Origin of the sequence: Albirhodobacter sp. R86504 (genome assembly GCF_042466415.1) — a bacterium.
Taxonomy (GTDB): Bacteria; Pseudomonadota; Alphaproteobacteria; order Rhodobacterales; family Rhodobacteraceae; genus Albirhodobacter.
The window spans coordinates 1,899,239-1,915,909 of the sequence record NZ_JAXHCH010000002.1 but is presented as its reverse complement, the minus strand read 5'-3'; the positions used below and the strand labels follow the sequence as shown (position 1 = coordinate 1,915,909).

The 16,671-nt window shown below is 60.0% G+C and carries 12 protein-coding genes, 1 tRNA gene and 1 pseudogene; 7 read left to right on the top strand and 7 right to left on the bottom strand.

Translation table 11 applies throughout. The features are described from left to right. Window positions 1-48: 48 nt before the first annotated feature. Window positions 49-810 carry an alpha/beta fold hydrolase gene (locus SJY32_RS11140; protein ID WP_376875005.1) on the top strand — a complete coding sequence of 254 codons (762 nt, stop codon included), beginning with the start codon at window positions 49-51 and terminating at the stop codon, window positions 808-810. After that, on the top strand, window positions 807-2,396 hold the full coding sequence (locus SJY32_RS11135) for a Mur ligase family protein (protein WP_376875002.1): 1,590 nt from the start codon (window positions 807-809) through the stop codon (window positions 2,394-2,396). The genes SJY32_RS11140 and SJY32_RS11135 overlap by 4 nt, the downstream gene beginning before the upstream one ends. Before the next feature lie 89 nt (window positions 2,397-2,485). On the opposite strand, the gene ilvD is transcribed toward SJY32_RS11135, so the two are convergent. Then, on the bottom strand, window positions 2,486-4,321 hold the full coding sequence (gene ilvD / locus SJY32_RS11130; RefSeq protein ID WP_376874999.1) for a dihydroxy-acid dehydratase: 1,836 nt from the start codon (window positions 4,319-4,321) through the stop codon (window positions 2,486-2,488). Between the two features lie 274 nt (window positions 4,322-4,595). Between ilvD and SJY32_RS11125 the strand changes: the two are divergent. After that, window positions 4,596-6,210, top strand: a pseudogene (locus SJY32_RS11125) (FMN-binding glutamate synthase family protein). A gap of 75 nt (window positions 6,211-6,285) precedes the next feature. Here SJY32_RS11125 and SJY32_RS11120 read toward each other — a convergent pair. The 3 genes from SJY32_RS11120 to SJY32_RS11110 form a co-directional block, all read right to left on the bottom strand. Further along, window positions 6,286-6,702: a heme-binding protein gene (locus SJY32_RS11120; protein ID WP_376874996.1), complete on the bottom strand. Its 417-nt coding sequence runs from the start codon at window positions 6,700-6,702 to the stop codon at window positions 6,286-6,288. A 4-nt stretch (window positions 6,703-6,706) separates the two neighbouring features. After that, window positions 6,707-8,857 carry a malate synthase G gene (locus SJY32_RS11115; RefSeq protein ID WP_376874993.1) on the bottom strand — a complete coding sequence of 717 codons (2,151 nt, stop codon included), beginning with the start codon at window positions 8,855-8,857 and terminating at the stop codon, window positions 6,707-6,709. A gap of 97 nt (window positions 8,858-8,954) precedes the next feature. Next, window positions 8,955-9,743, bottom strand: coding sequence for an IclR family transcriptional regulator (locus tag SJY32_RS11110; protein WP_376874990.1), 789 nt, complete (start codon window positions 9,741-9,743; stop codon window positions 8,955-8,957). Window positions 9,744-9,896: 153 nt separating this feature from the next. Here SJY32_RS11110 and SJY32_RS11105 point away from each other — a divergent pair, with 153 nt between their 5' ends. Then, window positions 9,897-10,520, top strand: a complete 624-nt coding sequence (locus SJY32_RS11105) for a hypothetical protein (RefSeq protein WP_376874987.1) — start codon at window positions 9,897-9,899, stop codon at window positions 10,518-10,520. Window positions 10,521-10,578: 58 nt separating this feature from the next. On the opposite strand, the gene SJY32_RS11100 is transcribed toward SJY32_RS11105, so the two are convergent. Further along, a complete protein-coding gene (locus SJY32_RS11100) occupies window positions 10,579-12,435 on the bottom strand; it encodes an OmpA family protein (RefSeq protein WP_376874984.1) in 1,857 nt (618 codons plus the stop codon). Between the two features lie 359 nt (window positions 12,436-12,794). On the opposite strand from SJY32_RS11100, the gene SJY32_RS11095 reads away from it, so the two are divergent. Beyond that, the gene (locus SJY32_RS11095) at window positions 12,795-13,946 is read left to right on the top strand and encodes a PQQ-dependent sugar dehydrogenase (RefSeq protein ID WP_376874981.1); all 1,152 of its coding nucleotides are present in this window, start codon (window positions 12,795-12,797) and stop codon (window positions 13,944-13,946) included. Window positions 13,947-14,003: 57 nt separating this feature from the next. Here SJY32_RS11095 and SJY32_RS11090 read toward each other — a convergent pair whose 3' ends face one another. Continuing rightward, entirely contained in the window at window positions 14,004-14,504 is a 501-nt protein-coding gene (locus tag SJY32_RS11090; RefSeq protein WP_376874978.1) for a lactoylglutathione lyase family protein, read from the bottom strand. A gap of 100 nt (window positions 14,505-14,604) precedes the next feature. Between SJY32_RS11090 and SJY32_RS11085 the strand changes: the two genes are divergently transcribed. Further along, window positions 14,605-15,489, top strand: coding sequence for a LysR family transcriptional regulator (locus tag SJY32_RS11085; RefSeq protein ID WP_376874975.1), 885 nt, complete (start codon window positions 14,605-14,607; stop codon window positions 15,487-15,489). Window positions 15,490-15,537: 48 nt separating this feature from the next. Here the strand turns inward: SJY32_RS11085 and SJY32_RS11080 are convergent. Beyond that, window positions 15,538-15,611 (bottom strand) — tRNA-Cys (locus tag SJY32_RS11080). Between the two features lie 353 nt (window positions 15,612-15,964). Between SJY32_RS11080 and SJY32_RS11075 the strand changes: the two genes are divergently transcribed. Beyond that, entirely contained in the window at window positions 15,965-16,618 is a 654-nt protein-coding gene (locus tag SJY32_RS11075) for a protein-L-isoaspartate O-methyltransferase (RefSeq protein ID WP_376874972.1), read from the top strand. The last annotated feature ends 53 nt before the right edge of the window (window positions 16,619-16,671 follow it).

Genomic DNA, 16,671 nt, shown 5'->3' with positions numbered 1-16,671 from the left:
CGTGTTATGGGCTTATACACTCAGAATGACCATAGAAGCGGGCGCGAGATGCATTTCACGACCATTGGCGATACCGGCGGCACTGCCGTGCTTTTCACCCATGGATGGGCGCGCGATCATCGCGATTTCATCCCCACGGCGGAGGCTTTGGCCCCAATCGCCCGCAGCTATCTGGTGGATTTGCCAGGGTTCGGGGAGACGCCGCGACCGGACGGTGTGTGGGATACGGGCGCTTATGCGGATCATGCGCTTGCGTTCATGCGCGATCAGGGCGTCTCGCGGTTTGTTTGGGTCGGGCATTCGTTTGGCGGCAGGATGGGCTTGCGCGCGGGCGTCCGCGCGCCGCAATCGCTCATCGGTATGGTGCTTGCGGCTTCTGCGGGCATCCCGCGCAATCGCAAACCGCAAGATGTCTGGCGCGGCAAGCTGCGCCAGAACATTTTCAAATTCAAGCGCGACATGGCCAAAACCCAAGCTGAGCGCGACGCGCTGGAACGCCAATACGGATCGGCTGATTATATTCATTCGGGCGAAATCAACATGCGCGACATCTTCCTCGAGACGATCCGCGAGGATCAAACGGCGGATTTGGGGCGGATCAATGTGCCAACCGAGATGATCTACGGTGCGCGCGATACCGATACGCCGCCTGAGGTGGGACAGCGCATCGCTGCGGCGATTTGCGCGGGCGGAGGGCAGGGTCGCTACGTCGAGTTACCCGAACTGGACCACCACACGGTTCTCTCGCGGGGCCATCATCAGATTGCCTTGGCGGTGAAGACCATGATCGAAAAGGAGGCCGCGCGATGATGACGGGCGAGTTGATCGGCACGATTTTGCTAATCGCGGCACTTGGATATTTTGGATGGGTGCGTTCCAAAACGCATTTGGCCTATTTCCAGCAAGAAGAATATGATGCGCCGCGGTATCTGCGCGCCCTTGTGGATGTGCGGCTCTACGATGTGCAGGCGAGTGTCGCACTTGCTGTGCTGTGGCTGTTGAAGGCGATCACGGGGCTTGCGTTGTTCTATCCCGTTCTTGCCGCCTTGGCATTGGTGGTCATTGCGTGGCGCGAGAGCCGCTATACCTTCAAAAAGCCGCTCGTCATGACCGAACGCGCCACGCGGATGTTGGGTCTTGCGCGGGCTGCGACGGCGGTGATCGTTGCGCTGTCGGGGTTCGGGGTCATCGTGGCATTGATTGCGATCCAGATTGTTCCTTTCGCGTTGATGGCTGCCAATGCCGTGTTGCAACCGATGCAACAGCGGATCAACGATGGCTTCGTGAGAGAAGCGACGGACAAGCTCGCCGAAATGCGCCCCGAGACGATCGGGATCACGGGATCGTTCGGCAAAACGACCGTGAAACATATGTTGGCCGAATTGCTCGGCGTGGCCGGCCCAGTGTTTTACTCGCGCGGATCAATCAATACCGTCCTAGGTCTCACGCGCCATATTCGTCAGCGCCTTCAGCCGTCACATAAGTATTTCATCGCGGAAATGGGTGCTTACGGGATCGGTTCCATTAAGCGCCTCTGCGACTTCGCGCAGCCGGACTACGGGATCATCACCGCAGTCGGTCACGCACATGCCGAACGGTTCGGTTCGCTGTCGAATACCGCGATCGCGAAATCGGAACTCGCGGCGCATGTCTGTGCGCATGGCAAGAAAGTTGTGGTGACGGACCGTGTCGCGGAACTCGCACCTTTCGCGGCCCTCCGGTCCAGCCATCCGGAGAAGTTCGTCGTCGTCGGTGAGGGGGAGGGCTGTGATGTCCGTATCCTTTCGCGGGTCTTGAAGGGCGCGGATTGGGTCATCGCGTTGCGGTTCCCGTCGGGGGCTGAGCATACGTTCATCTTGCCTCTCCTTGGGGAGCATAATGTGATGAATATGGCGCTTTGCGTGGCGTTGATCGACGCGATTGCGCCTGATGTCACTGCGCGGCTGCCTATGATTACGCCGACTGTGAGCCAAGTCCCGCACCGTTTGCAAAAGAAAGACGCGGGGAAGGGGCCCCTGATCCTTGATGATGCCTATAACTCGAATGAGGAGGGTTTCGTCAACGCGATGCGCGTGATGCGTGAGGTTGCGGATCAGAAAGGCGGGCGAGCAGTGCTTGTGACGCCAGGCGTCGCGGAACTGGGCAACGAGCACGATCGCGTCCACACAGCGCTTGGCGGACAGGCGGGGCAGCTGTGCGATGTGATCTATGCGGTCAATCCAAGCCGCATCCCGAGCTTCACGCTCGCGGCGCGAAATGCGCGTGCGGAGGTGATTGAAGTCGCGACGCTGAACGATGCTATGAAGGGCGTGACGGCGATGGGGCTGACCGCTGCCGATGTCGTTTTATACGAAAACGATCTACCGGACTTGCTGGAAGAAAAACGCCTGCTTTAAGGGGCGCTGGGCGAATGGCTCTGTTCAATGAATAGACAAAAAGGCCGCGCAAACAGCGCGGCCTTTTTTATTTCAGTCGTTACGCGCGCTTACTTCGGCAAAATCCGCACAGCGCCTTTCGCAGCCGAGGAAGCGAACATCGCGTAGGCTTTCAGCGCTGTTGAAACGGCCCGTGTGCGCGGTGCGGCGGGTTTCCACGGCAACGGACCTTTTGCTTCGCGGCGGGCGGCCAAAGTTGCCGCATCGACGGCGAGATTGATCGTGCGGTTCGGGATATCGATCTCGATTAGATCGCCCGTCTCGACCAGACCGATCATCCCGCCTTCTTCAGCCTCCGGCGAGACGTGACCGATGGACAGGCCCGAAGTGCCGCCCGAGAACCGGCCATCGGTGAGCAGGGCGCAAGATTTACCAAGGCCCTTCGACTTCAAATAGGAGGTCGGGTAGAGCATTTCTTGCATCCCCGGCCCGCCGCGCGGCCCTTCAAAGCGGATAACGACGACTTCGCCCTCAACGACTTTGCCAGTCAAGATTGCCGAGACGGCATCGTCTTGGCTCTCATAAACTTTGGCTTTGCCGGTGAATTTCCAGATCGACTCATCCACGCCCGCGGTTTTCACGATGCAGCCGTTTTCGGCGATATTCCCGAACAGAACCGCCAAGCCACCGTCTTTGGTGAATGCATGCTCAACCGAGCGAAGCACGCCATTTTCGCGGTCTTTATCCAGTTCTTTGTAGCGGTTTTGCGTCGAGAAGGCTTCCGTGGTGCGAACGCCGCCCGGTGCCGCGCGGTAGAACACCTCTACCGCCGGATCATTGGCGACCATGATGTCCCATTTCGCAATGGCTTCCGCCATCGTATCGGCATGAACGGTTTTTGCGTCGCCGTGCAGCAAGCCGCCGCGGTGCAATTCGCCCAAGATCGCCATGATCCCGCCGGCACGGTGCACGTCTTCCATGTGCACGTCAGACTTCGCCGGCGCGACCTTCGACAGGCAAGGCACTTTGCGCGAGAGGTGATCCATATCGTCCATCGTGAAGTTCACCTCACCTTCATGCGCAATCGCGAGAAGGTGCAAAACTGTGTTGGTCGATCCGCCCATCGCGATATCGAGCGACATCGCGTTCTCGAACGCGTCGAATGTCGCGATCTCGCGGGGCAGGAGGCCCTTCTCATTGCCCTCATAATGACGCTTCGTGATGTCAACGATACGACGGCCCGCCTCAAGGAACAGCTCCTTGCGGTCAGCATGGGTTGCAAGCATCGATCCGTTGCCCGGCAGCGCAAGGCCGAGCGCCTCCGCGAGGCAGTTCATCGAGTTCGCCGTGAACATTCCCGAGCACGATCCGCATGTCGGGCAGGCGGCTTTCTCGATCGCGTCGACTTCCTCATCGGTGTAGCTGTCATCCGCCGCCGCAACCATCGCATCGACCAGATCGAGCGAATGCTCCAGATCGTCGATGGTGACTTTGCCCGCTTCCATCGGGCCGCCGGAGACGAAAATGACGGGAATATTCAACCGCATCGCGGCCATCATCATGCCTGGCGTGATTTTGTCGCAATTCGAGATACACACCATCGCATCTGCGCAATGGCCATTCACCATATACTCAACCGAATCCGCGATGATTTCGCGCGATGGGAGGGAATAGAGCATCCCGTCATGGCCCATCGCAATCCCGTCGTCGATTGCGATCGTGTTGAATTCCTTGGCGACGCCACCCGCTTTCTCAATCTCGCGCGCGACCATCTGGCCCAGATCCTTGAGGTGGACGTGGCCGGGAACGAACTGGGTAAACGAGTTGACGACCGCAATGATCGGCTTGCCAAAATCGCCGTCCGTCATGCCGGTTGCGCGCCAAAGACCGCGCGCGCCTGCCATATTGCGGCCATGGGTGGATTTGCGAGAACGATAATGCGGCATGAGCGGGATCCAATCAGGTCTGGCGAGGCCGCAGCGTGAATGGGGCTGCGGTATGCGCTTCAAGGTGTGTTTCGGCCCGTTTTCTAACGCATCGTGATGCGATTGCCTAGACCGATCCGCTTTGCCAAGGTGTTCTCGTCTGTGCGGATGCGGCCAATGCCACGGGCTGGCGCAAGGGTCGACAGTCGAAAACTTTGCTTTAGGGTAGTGAAACCGTAACCAAGACCTGCGAGGGTGCGGCCAGCCCTGTTTGCCAGCGAAAAGAGATGTCTGAATGTTTACTGCTTATGCCCGCTATACACCGCTTGTCCTTTGCGGGGTGTTGAGCCTTTTTTGCTTGGCTGGGGTCGCGTCGTCCGGGTGGTTCGTTCTCGGGTTCTTCGCTTTTGCCTTCCTGACAGGTCTTGGGGTCTATGACCTTATTCAGAAAAGACATTCCGTGCTGCGCAATTATCCGGTCGTGGGCCACATGCGGTTTTTGTTCGAGGGAATTCGGCCCGAAATCCGGCAGTACCTTATTGAGAGCGATCAGGATGAAGAACCGTTCTCGCGCGATGAGCGCTCGATCGTGTACCAGCGTGCGAAGAACGTGGAAGATGCGCGGCCCTTCGGCACAAGGATGCGGGTCTACGACTTGGGCTACCAATGGTTAACCCATTCGATCCGGCCGCGGCACATTGCGGATACGAACTTCCGTTTGTTGATCGGGGGCCCCGATTGCACGAAGCCTTATTCCGCGTCCCTTTATAATATTTCCGCGATGAGTTTCGGATCGCTGTCGGCGAATGCGATCGAGGCACTTAATCGCGGTGCTGCAGCAGGGGGCTTTGCGCATGATACGGGCGAGGGCGGGATCTCGCGCTATCACCGTGTCGGCGGCGGCGATTTGATCTGGGAGTTGGGGTCCGGCTATTTCGGGTGTCGCACACCCGAAGGTGGCTTTGATCCCGATGCGTTCGCGAAGGTCTCTGCCGATCCTCAGGTGAAGATGATCGAGATCAAGCTTAGCCAGGGCGCCAAGCCTGGGCACGGGGGGATGTTGCCCGCGTCGAAAATCTCGCCGGAGATTGCAGAGGCGCGCGGGGTCCCGATGGGCGTCGATTGCATCTCACCGGCTTCCCATTCCGCGTTCTCAACGCCGTTGGAAATGATGGAATTTATTCGCGAGCTGCGTCAGTTGAGCGATGGTAAACCTATCGGGTTCAAGCTGTGTATCGGCCACCGCCGCGAATTTATGTGTATTGTCAAAGCGATGCTGAAAACTGGGGTCACGCCTGATTTCATCGTCGTGGACGGTAAAGAAGGTGGGACGGGTGCTGCTCCGTTGGAATTTGCAAACCATATGGGGATGCCGCTCGTGGAGGGGCTGACCTTTGTGCATAACACCCTGCGCGGTGCTGGGCTGCGCGACAGGATTAAGATCGGCGCGTCTGGAAAGCTGGTCACGGCATTCGATATCGCGAAGGCTCTTGCGCTTGGTGCAGACTGGGCGAATTCTGCGCGCGGATTTATGTTCTCGATCGGCTGTATTCAGGCGCAAGCCTGTCACACGAATTGTTGCCCCGTAGGCGTGGCAACGCAAGATCCGATTCGACAGCGGGCGCTGGTTGTGCCCGATAAGGCGACGCGGGTCGCGAACTTCCACCGCAACACGCTCAAGGCTCTGGGCGAGATGACGGGTGCGGCGGGGCTGGATTCCCCTTGGGGATTCTTGCCGCATCACCTGATGGTGCGAGAGTTCTGATCGCAATATGGTGACGGGCCAACAGGTCTCCCCCTATATGCCGGAAGGATTTTTGCTGCGCGAGGATGACGAACGCTTCGGCTATCTCGAGCGTTGGCTGCGCGCGCGGCCCGATGCCTTCGAGCCGATCGACGAGGGCGTCTGACACGCTTGCGAATGTTAAAAAGGGGGCCGCTGGCCCCCTTTCGTTTCATGAGTGGCGGTCTTTCGTTAGGTCTCTTTAGCCGAGCAGCGCGTCGATGCCGGCTTGTGCGACTTCTTGATCTTGCAAGGGCGTGCCCGAAGACACGCCGATGCCACCCACGCATGCGCCGTCGACCATCACAGGCAAGCCGCCGCCAACCACCATCAGACGCCCGCCAATTGCTGACGCGATGCCGTAAGCAGGCGCGCCCGGCTGGCTCGCTGCGCCGTATTCATGCGTTGCTTTCTTGGCTCCCGCCGCGGTGAAGGCTTTGTCGATGGCGATGGTGCTGGATGTCACCTTGCCGCCCTCCATTCTCTCAAATGCGATCAGCTGGCCGCTCTCATCGGTAATCGCGATGCACATCGGCACACCGATTTCACGTGCTTTTGCTTGCCCGCCCGCGATCATCTTGCGCGCGTCATCGAGATCGAGTCGTTGTATCGTGATCATTATATTATCCTTTGAGAGCTTTCGCCTTGCGCCGCCAAGCGTGCAAGAGTGGTTCAGTATATCCCGACGGCTGCGCCGCGCCTTGCACGATCAGATCGCGCGCGGCGAGGAAGGCGGGGCCGTCGTAGGCTGGGGCCATTGGTGTGTAGGCAGGGTCGGTCGCGTTTTGGCGATCTACGGCCAGCGCCATACGGCGCAGCGACTCGTCGATTTGCGCCTCGCTGATCAACCCGTGGCATAGCCAGTTTGCCAGCGCCTGCGATGAGATCCGCAGCGTTGCACGGTCTTCCATCAAGCCAACATCGTCAATATCTGGCACTTTCGAACACCCGATACCCTGATCAACCCAGCGCACCACATAGCCCAAAATGGACTGGCAGTTCATATCCAATTCGCGCGCAACAGAGTCTGCCGACAGGTTGCGCCCATTCAGGAGTGGTGGTGTCAGCAACGCTTCTTGGGACGCATAGTCGCGCGATTTCAAAGTCTCTTGCACGGCCGCCACATTGACTGCGTGATAATGTGTTGCATGCAGGGTTGCGGCGGTGGGAGAGGGCACCCATGCCGTGTTCGCGCCGGATTTCGGATGCCCGATTTTCACCTCTAGCATCTCGGCCATCGCGTCGGGCTTGGCCCACATGCCTTTGCCAATTTGGGCACGCCCTGCCATACCCGAGGCAAGCCCCGCGTCGACGTTGCCGTCCTCATAGGCGGTCAGCCAAGCAGAGGTGCGCATTTCGGCCTTGGGCACGACAGCGCCTGCGGCCATGCAGGTGTGAATTTCGTCGCCAGTGCGATCAAGGAAGCCCGTGTTGATGAACACGATGCGATCTTTCACGGCACGAATGCACTCGCGCAAATTGACCGATGTCCGGCGTTCCTCATCCATCACGCCAAGCTTCACCGTTCCGCAGGCAAGCCCCAACAGGTCCTCGACACGGGCATAAAGCGTGTCTGCGAAAGCAACCTCCTCAGGGCCGTGCATCTTGGGTTTCACGACGTAAACGGACCCTGCGCGCGAATTTCGTGGCCCATCGGTTTTTGCCAAATCATGCAGCGCGCCAGCGACAGTCATGACCGCATCCATAATGCCCTCGGGCGTCTCGGCGCCTGCCATCATCACCGCGTCCGTTGTCATCAGATGCCCGACATTGCGCACCAAGAGAACCGCCCGCCCGGGCAGGGTGAGGGTGCTACCGTCCGGCGCGGTGAAGCTGCGATCAGGGTTGAGCGCGCGGGTCATCACCTTGCCGCCCTTTTCGAAGCTCTCCGCCAGATCCCCCTTCATCAGGCCCAGCCAATTGCGGTAGACAGCGACTTTGTCTTCGGCATCAACGGCTGCGATCAAGTCCTCGCAATCCTGAATCGCCGTCAGCGCGCTTTCCAACACGACATCCCGCAGCCCCGAAGCGGACGCTGCGCCGACCGGATGAGCGGGGTCGAACATCAGCTCAATGTGCAAGCCGTTATGCGCCAACAGGTAGGAGCGCTTATCGCCCGCACCCGATTGCCCCACATAGGCAGCCGGATCTTTGAGCGTGGTCTCGCCGTCAGCGAAGGCCACGATCAATGCGCCGTCTTCCACGCGGTAGGATTGGGCATCTTTGTGCGATCCGCTTACCAGCGGCACAGCGCCGTCGAGGAACTCTGCGGCCCATGCCACGGCCGCCGCGCCGCGGGCGGTATCGTAAGCCTTGCCTTTTGGGGCGCCCGGAAGCGCATCCGTGCCGTAAAGTGCATCATAAAGCGAGCCCCACCGCGCATTCGCCGCATTGAGTGCGAAACGGGCGTTCATCACCGGCACGACCAATTGCGGGCCTGCGAGGCTCGACATTTCGGGATCAACCGGACCTGTGCCGATCTCGAATGGTGCGCCTTGGGCGGCGAGGTAGCCAATCTGCGTGAGGAACGCGCGCGTCGCTTGCGCGTCATATGGCTGGCCCGCGCGATCCGCATGCCAAGCGTCGATCTGTGATTGCAAGTCCTCGCGTTTCGCCAAAAGGCGCGCATTTTCGGGGGCAAGGTCTTGGAGCAGAGCGGAATACCCAGCCCAGAAGTCTTGCGCTTGCACGGATGTGCCTGCCAAGAGCTCGGTTTCAACAAATTTGGCCAACTGTTCGTCTACGCTCAGCTCGGCGCGGTTCACATAGGTCATTCGAGCATCCCTCCAAAGTCGTTCCGATTTGGGACTACACTACCCGAGCCGCGCCAAACCGCGAGGGGGTGCTGCATGGTTTTCCGCATCGTGGAAATTAGTCTTCCAATATCGCGGCGCGCCCCCCGAGAATCTCGGTGAGGGCCTCGGCCGAGCGGCGAACAATCGCGCCGATTTCCGCGACGCGATCAGGTGTGACGCGCGCGGCGAGGCCCGAGATTGAAATTGCGCAGACAGGTTCGTACTCGGGCGACCAGACAACGGCGGCAACGCATCGCATCCCCATAACAAACTCCTCGTCATCCACCGCATAGCCGCGCGTTCGGATGACAGCCATTTGCGCCATCACTGCCTCGATTGAGCCTAGCGCGTTGCGTGTCATTGGCCGCAGCCCGTATCGTGCGACATGTGCTGCGATGGCTGCATCGGGCCATGTCGCGGCAATGGCCTTGCCGATTCCCGAATTCATCACGGGCGTGTGGCCGCCGGGCGCCGCGATCGCGCGCATGATCTCGCGACTTTCGGATTGCGCCAGCGTAACCACCTCGCCTTCCTCAATCCGTCCGAGATTTGCGGTTTCGCGCGTTTCGTCGCGCAGGCGGCGTAAGACAGGCTGCGCGGGGGCAAGAAATGAGAGGCGACGTGTATAGGCCCCGCCCACAGCAAAAGCGCGCCGCCCCACATGCCAAAGCCCGTCCGCCGTCGTCTGGGCAAACCCGCGATCTTCCAGCGTTGTGAGCATCCGGTGCGTGGTCGAGATCGCCAGACCCTCTGCCTTTGCGAGATCGGACAATCGCATCCCGTTTTCGGTCAGGGCCAAGCGCTCCAACAGCGCGAGCGCGCGCGTCACGGATTGGATTGTCGTGTTTTCGGAGGGGGGAGGCATGCGCGGACATCGTTGTTGGAGAGCGGAGCCGATAATCTGCGGTTTTAGCACTCAAATGAAAAGCCCAAAGCGTCACGCCGGCTCGGGCTGTTTGGTGGACTTGTCGCGCCGGCGGCCCTAAGATCGTTCCTATCTCGTTAAGAAGGTTGTGCTATGCTTTGGGCTATTCAAGACCTCATGAAGCCCGCGTTGTCGGTGATTGATCTCATACCCGATGTGCATCGTACGCCGGCATTGGCGGCGTTGCGAAAAGCATTGCAAGATGGCCGTTTTGGCGCCGTGCGACTATCGCGAGACGAGCAGGACCTCGCGTTTTATGACGGGCGGGTGGCGCTGGTGTCTCCGATCGGCGCGCGGGTGCTTAAGGCGCTGTATGATGCTGGGCGGATCAAGCTAAAAAAGCCCCCGCAGCGCAGCTTGCCGAAGCTAGAGGCCTATATCGCGACCGAAGCCGCCTTCCTGCAAGCCGCACAGCAAATCATTGCACAGGATGAGGCAAAGCGAGACCGGATCTCGATGATCGTGAAAGATCCCGCCAGCGCGACGCCTGATGAAATCAGCCCGCTTTTGATCGAGAAGGTGATTGCGGCGCAACTGGGTTACGGGGCTTTGGGGCGCGTCGAGATTGCGGGGATCACCTGTCATCGCGAACTGGTCGAAGGGGGCGCAGTTCAAGGCGAGGGCAACTCCGTCGATGTCGCGCAGCCGTCAGGCGGGGGCCGCGTGCTGTGTTGGTGGATCGATCCCGCAGGTCAACGCCAAGGTGATCCCGAGTGACGCTAGTCTAGGGTGGCGATTGTCCGAGCGGGCAGGGGACCGCCCGGACACTCGTTGGTTACAAAAGCGGCGTAATGATCCGCACCGCGACGCGTCGGTTACGTTCCTCATTCTCTTGCGTATCGATCAGCAATTCCGTCTCGCCGTAGCCTTGCACCACCATATTTTCCGGCGGCACATCGAAATACTGGGTCAGAGCGAGGGCCACGGTTTCCGCGCGGCGATCCGAGAGCGCGAGGTTCATCGCGGCATTTCCTGTCGCATCCGTGTGACCTTCAATCAGGAACACTTCGCTCGGGTTCGCGGCGAGCATTTTTTGCATCACCTCGCCCAGATCGGCCAGCGCATCCACTTGGGCCGTCGACAAGGCCGAAGAGCCTGACGTGAAGGTGACGTTATCAACACCGATCATCGCGGCGAGCTGACGCAAGGGGGCGATATCGCGCACCTGACGTAAGCTGAAACTCCGCCCGAGCTTTTCAATCTCACGCTGGGCAAGGGCGGCTTTCAGGGCCGCGTCATCATTGCGCGCGTCGATCACCAAGGGGCGTGCGCGGGGTTGTGGCAAAGACGTCGTGACGACTTCGGTTTCCGGTGCGAGATCATCGAAGAACACCGTTTCACGCCCGCGCGGATCAATCCGTGTCCGCTGCAACACGCGGCCCGTCGCATCGCGTAGGGTTGTGATTTGAGATCCGTCCTCACGGTCCACCACTGTGCGCGTCGATCCATCGCGGTAGGTTTCGGTATTGAGCGTGCTCCCGGGGCGGCGCAGGAGCGCATCATCGTCCTTGAACACTTGATAGGTGCCGTCGGGATGGCGCACAACGACGCGGTCACCGGTATTCGAGACCACCTGTTGGCTATTTTCGTCTGCAGCCGCCGCCTCAGAATTGTTCTTCAGGATAGATCCGACGACCAGTGCCCCCAGCCCCAAGAGCCCTGCCTTCTCCAAATTTGAGAGGCGGTTCTTCTGGCCGGGCGCGACAGTCTGCGGTGCGGCCTCGTATTCTTCGGTTGCGCTCCGGATATCGTCCGCGGTTACGGTTTGTGTGGTTGCGGTGACGGCCTGCGGTGCGTCGGAGGCATCCCGGGCGGCATCGCCCGCCGCGACGGGTTGAGCGCCCGCAGTCGCGCCTCGATCAGGAGACGCCCCAAGCGTCAGCAGGTTCGATAGAGCGTCCTTTTCAGCTTCGGAGACGATCGGCGCGTCAACTGGCGCGGCATCGGGATCGAGGCGCTCATCGGCGGTTTTTAAACCGGCGTTAGGATCGATAAACGGTTCCTGCGGTGCGGCTTTGGCGTCGGCTTGTGCTTCTCCCTCCGCGTCTTTCGCTGCCTGCGCATCGGCCTGCGCTTTCGCCTCGGCTTCCGCGTCTTTCGCTGCCTGCGCATCGGCCTGCGCTTTCGCCTCGGCGTTCGCGTCTTTCGCGGCCTGCGCATCGGCTTGCGCTTTTGCTTCGGCTTCTGCGTCTTTCGCGGCCTGCGCGTCGGCTTGTGCTTTTGCCTCGGCGTTCGCGTCTTTCGCTGCCTGCGCATCGGCTTGCGCTTTTGCCTCGGCTTCCGCGTCTTTCGCTGCCTGCGCGTTGGCTTGTGCTTTTGCCTCGGCCTCTGCGTCTTTCGCTGCTTGCGCGTCGGCTTGTGCTTTTGCTTCGGCCTCCGCGTCTTTCGCGGCCTGCGCGTCGGCTCGCGCTTTTGCCTCGGCCTCCGCCTCTTTCGCGGCCTGCGCGCCTAGAGTCGGGTCCGCCGTCAGCGCATCGTTTTCAGGCGGGCAGGGCGCGGGATCACAGGTGGGGGCGGCGCTTTCAACTTGTGCGGTGCCTGCCTCGGGTAGGGTTTGCGCGGTCAGCGCCCACGGGGACGCGTGCATGAATGCGACGGAAAGAACCGCTGTAGACTGAATAAACCGTTTCATAGATCGTCCTTTCGAGTTCGGATCGCCGCCCGCATATCGCTACGCAGGGGGAGGAGAGGTTCAGCGACGAGAGTGCGGCAGGTGGTCGAGATAAGCGATATTGCGGACCTGCTATCTGATATCATGCCGGTCTAACGGCCTGAGTTTTGACCGGCGGGCCTGATGTGCTCACGGGTAATGGTTTGCACTGATGTTTTTCTCGCCGGTCAAGGTGTTGTTGAGGAATTAGCGCGTTACGGCGACATGGCGATTGAATCGGCGGGAATCCGCGTGACGCCATGGAAGCGAGACATTCTCGCGCTAGCTTAATCTCAGGGCGTCGGTTGTGGCGCGATATGCTTTTTGCCGAGGAGGTGATGATGGCACCCGCAGATCTCAAGCCGCTTACATTGGGCAGTATCGCTGTTGTGGCGGCGTTGCTGGCTTCCCCGATCTCTGCGCAAAGCGTCAATGCCGGGGATCGCGCGGCCAACCCGCGCCAGCCCTTCGACAGCGTTGCCGTCACGACATTCGCGTCGCCTTGGGCGATCGCGTTTTTGCCCGACGGACGTATGTTGGTAACCGAAAAAGCGGGAGCGGTGCATCTTGTTGGGCAAGATGGTGAGAAGATTTCTGTAGGAGGTATCCCGAAAGTTGCGGCATCTGGCCAGAACGGCCTGCTTGATATCGCCGTCGCGCCGGATTTTGATCAAAGCGGCCTCGTATATCTCAGCCTTGTCGCCCCCGACGCCGGTGGCGGAACGCTCCAGTTGGTGCGCGCGAAGCTTAAAGATCAAGACGGCGTGGCCCGTCTCGCTGATGTCACCGCGATTTGGTCGCAAACGCCTGCGGGCGGACGCGGCCAGCCCGGAGGCATCATCGCTTTTGACCCGCAAGGCGAGCATCTGTTTTTAACTGTCGGGGATCGGATGGAGCCCGCAACCGCGCAGGATCCCGATATGGCGCGCGGCAAAGTGATGCGGATGAGGTTGGACGGGTCTGTGCCCTCGGACAATCCGGTATCGGGCGGCAATGAGGTTCGTTCTCTTACGTGGACGACGGGACACCGTAACCCCTATGGGCTCGCGTTCAACGCGGAGGGTGATCTGTGGCTCCACGAGATGGGCCCGCGCGGCGGGGATGAGTTCAACCGGATCGTGGAAGGGCAGAACTACGGCTGGCCACTCGTCTCAAACGGCGAGAATTACAACGGGACGCCCATACCAAACCATGACACAAGGCCGGAGTTCGCCGCGCCTGCGGTCTATTGGACGCCGGTGATCGCGCCTGCGGGGCTGACGTTCTACGGGGGGCAGATGTTCGCCGACTGGCAGGGCTCCGCATTGATTGGTGCTTTGGCAGGGCAGGCGCTGGTCCGTGTCGAGGCGCGCGGAGAGGGGCGGTTTGACGAGGCGGAGCGCTGGGATATGGGCGCGCGGATTAGAGATGTCGCGGTGGCGCCCGATGGCGCGGTTTGGGTGATCGAAGACGCGCGCAATGGGGCGCTTCGACGTCTCACACCCGCGCCGTGAGGCGGGCGTGAGACCAGTGTTTGCTCCCTCGCGAGCGAGGCGCCGCAGCGAGATGGCCTAGTTATAGGCCCCCGCCGAGTAGGTCAGCTCGTAGCTATGCGAGTAAATTTCGAAGACGATGCCAAACGGATCTTCGACATAGACCATCCGGTAGGGCTTTTCTTTCGGGAAATACGCGCGCACGGGCATGCGCTGTTTGCCGCCTGCCGCAACAATCCGTGCTAGCAATCCTTCGAGATCTGGATCTTGGATCGCAAAGTGGAACAGGCCAGTTTGACGATGGGGCAGATTATCGTCGGGGCTGTAATTCTCGGGGAACTCGAACAGCTCGAACCCGATACGGTCGGCGGTGGAAAGATGTGCGATCCGGAACTTGGTCCAACCGGGACCGAACACATCATTACACATCACACCGATGTCGCTATCGTCTTCGGTGATTTCGGTCGCATCCATAATGACGTAAAAGCCCATCACGTCGCGGTAGAATTCGACGGCCTTGTCGAGATCGGGAACCGAAAGACCGATGTGCGAGAAGGTTCTCGGAGTTGTCTGTGTCATGCGTAGCCTCATTTCAGGGTGTTTGCGTGAAATTACCGTGACAGGCTGCGCATGGGAAATTATGATAAATTCTGATTTTGATAATAAATTGGAATGATTTGTGATTAACGGCCTATGGTTGGAGACCTATCTGACGCTCTGCGAGATCGGGCATTTCACCCGTGCGGCAGCCGCGATGAATATGACGCAGCCCGGAGTGAGCCAGCATATCCAGAAATTGGAGCTGCAGCTTGGCACGCCACTCCTGACGCGCGATGGCAAAAGCTTCACTCCGACGCCCGCAGGGGAGGCCCTGCTCGTGATCGCGCGACGGCGCAGAGATGAGGAGCGCGACCTCAAGAGCGTTTTGCAAAATGACGATCCTGATAGGGGCGATGTGACGCTCGCTTGCTCGGGTTCGCTTGCGCTCATGCTGTATCCGAGTTTGCTCGATATGATGGCGCGAGCGCCTGCGCTCTCCATCCGGTTAGAGGCCATGCCGCAAACGCGCATCCTTGAGGGCGTCGCGACCGGAGCGATTGATCTCGGTATCGTAGATCATACGCCCGTCCATCCGCGATTGATCGGAGCGCGGGCCGGATCGGAAGATCTCTGCCTCATCACACCGGCTACAGCGCCGTCTGTCACGTGTTTCGCGGATCTCGAGGCGATAGGCTTCATTGGCCATCCGGATGGCTTCGCGCACGCGGATGAGTTGCTCTCTCTCAATTTCCCGAGGGACTACCCCGGGGCGGATCGCCTGAGGCAGCGTAGCTTCATCAATCAGATCGGCCAGATACCGGAGCCGGTGGCGCGTGGGCTGGGATATACGATTCTACCGCGAAGCGGGATCGACACGTTCTCAGGGCGGCACATGCTCAAGGTGGAAGATTTGAAGGTCGCCGTGCGGCACGATCTTTGGATCGTCCAACGCAAAGGGCGCATCTTACCCAAGCGAGCGGAAAGGACTCGAGAAACCGTCAGCGCGATCTTGAAAAAGCTATGATGACCGGCGCGAGCAGCGGCAGCTAAATCACATAAATCTGGGGATATCTGGAGGCGGGTACCGGAATCGAACCGGTCTTCACGGATTTGCAATCCGGTGCATAGCCTGCCTGCCCACCCGCCTCACAGTGGGGCTCGTTTAGCCCAACTCTTTTTTGGGTGCAAGGGGGGGGTTAAAGTTTGGCGCAGGGATTTTGCTAATTTCATGGGTGCCCACCGGGTGCCCACCGGTTGCCGCCGTGCGCTGCAGGCCGTGTGGTCGCGTTTCGCGTGGTTTCGGTCTGGCGGCTGTGCGCGTACGGCACAAATGGGGCTGTCCGAGCGCACTCTGTGCAAAATGGCCCAGCTGCTTGTGCGGTCTGAGGGGGCATTTGCCGCACCGCTGCGATGCGGCAAAGGTTGCCGAGCAATGTTTTGTATGGCAGAACCAAAGTCATAATTTCGAAGTTCCAGCCCTCCAGCCGATGAGTTGACAGATGCAAGATTTCGCTGCGCGCCGCACGATGATGGTGGATACGCAAGTCCGTCCGAATGATGTGACAAAATTCCCGATCATTGACGCAATGCTTGGCGTCCCGCGTGAGGCTTTCGTGCCAGCGGGCAAGATCGAAGCGGCCTATGTTGGCGAGAACCTTGATCTTGGCGCTGGGCGCGTGCTTTTGGAGCCGCGCACCTTCGCGAAAATGCTTGATGCGCTAAATGTACAGCCGGGCGATCTAGTGCTCGATATCGCGGGCGGTTTGGGGTATTCCTCGGCGGTGATCGCACGGATGGCGGAAGCCGTCGTCCTGTTGGAGACCGATGATTTCTCGACGCAAGCCGAAGCAATTTTGAGCGCGCAAGGCGTTGACAATGCGGCCGTGATCTCCACCGAGGACTTGTCCGCAGGCGCATCAAAACATGGCCCCTATGATGCGATCATCGTGCAGGGGGGGGTTGAAAGCTTCCCCTCCGCGTTGCTTGATCAACTGAAAGAGGGAGGGCGCGTTGTCGCCCTGTTCCAAGTGGGTGCGCTCGGCACGGTTCGCATGGGGCGGAAACTGGATGGTCACGTCGCTTGGCGCGATCTGTTCAACGCAGCGGCGCCGACGGTTGTCGGATTTGCTGCGGAGCGCGCCTTCGCGTTGTGATAGATGGGAAGGCTTGCCTTCTCGGTGGTAAGGGGCGCGCAAGGGCCCCAGTG

Bases quoted from the DNA above. Each gene is read 5' to 3' on its own strand.
- ilvD (WP_376874999.1), bottom strand. From the start codon at position 4,321: ATGCCGCATTATCGTTCTCGCAAATCCACCCATGGCCGCAATATGGCA.
- SJY32_RS11115 (WP_376874993.1), bottom strand. From the start codon at position 8,857: ATGACCTATGTGAACCGCGCCGAGCTGAGCGTAGACGAACAGTTGGCC.
- SJY32_RS11090 (WP_376874978.1), bottom strand. From the start codon at position 14,504: ATGACACAGACAACTCCGAGAACCTTCTCGCACATCGGTCTTTCGGTT.
- SJY32_RS11075 (WP_376874972.1), top strand. From the start codon at position 15,965: ATGCAAGATTTCGCTGCGCGCCGCACGATGATGGTGGATACGCAAGTC.
- SJY32_RS11105 (WP_376874987.1), top strand. From the start codon at position 9,897: ATGCTTTGGGCTATTCAAGACCTCATGAAGCCCGCGTTGTCGGTGATT.
- SJY32_RS11110 (WP_376874990.1), bottom strand. From the start codon at position 9,743: ATGCCTCCCCCCTCCGAAAACACGACAATCCAATCCGTGACGCGCGCG.
- SJY32_RS11140 (WP_376875005.1), top strand. From the start codon at position 49: ATGCATTTCACGACCATTGGCGATACCGGCGGCACTGCCGTGCTTTTC.
- SJY32_RS11120 (WP_376874996.1), bottom strand. From the start codon at position 6,702: ATGATCACGATACAACGACTCGATCTCGATGACGCGCGCAAGATGATC.
- SJY32_RS11095 (WP_376874981.1), top strand. From the start codon at position 12,795: ATGGCACCCGCAGATCTCAAGCCGCTTACATTGGGCAGTATCGCTGTT.
- SJY32_RS11100 (WP_376874984.1), bottom strand. From the start codon at position 12,435: ATGAAACGGTTTATTCAGTCTACAGCGGTTCTTTCCGTCGCATTCATG.
- SJY32_RS11135 (WP_376875002.1), top strand. From the start codon at position 807: ATGATGACGGGCGAGTTGATCGGCACGATTTTGCTAATCGCGGCACTT.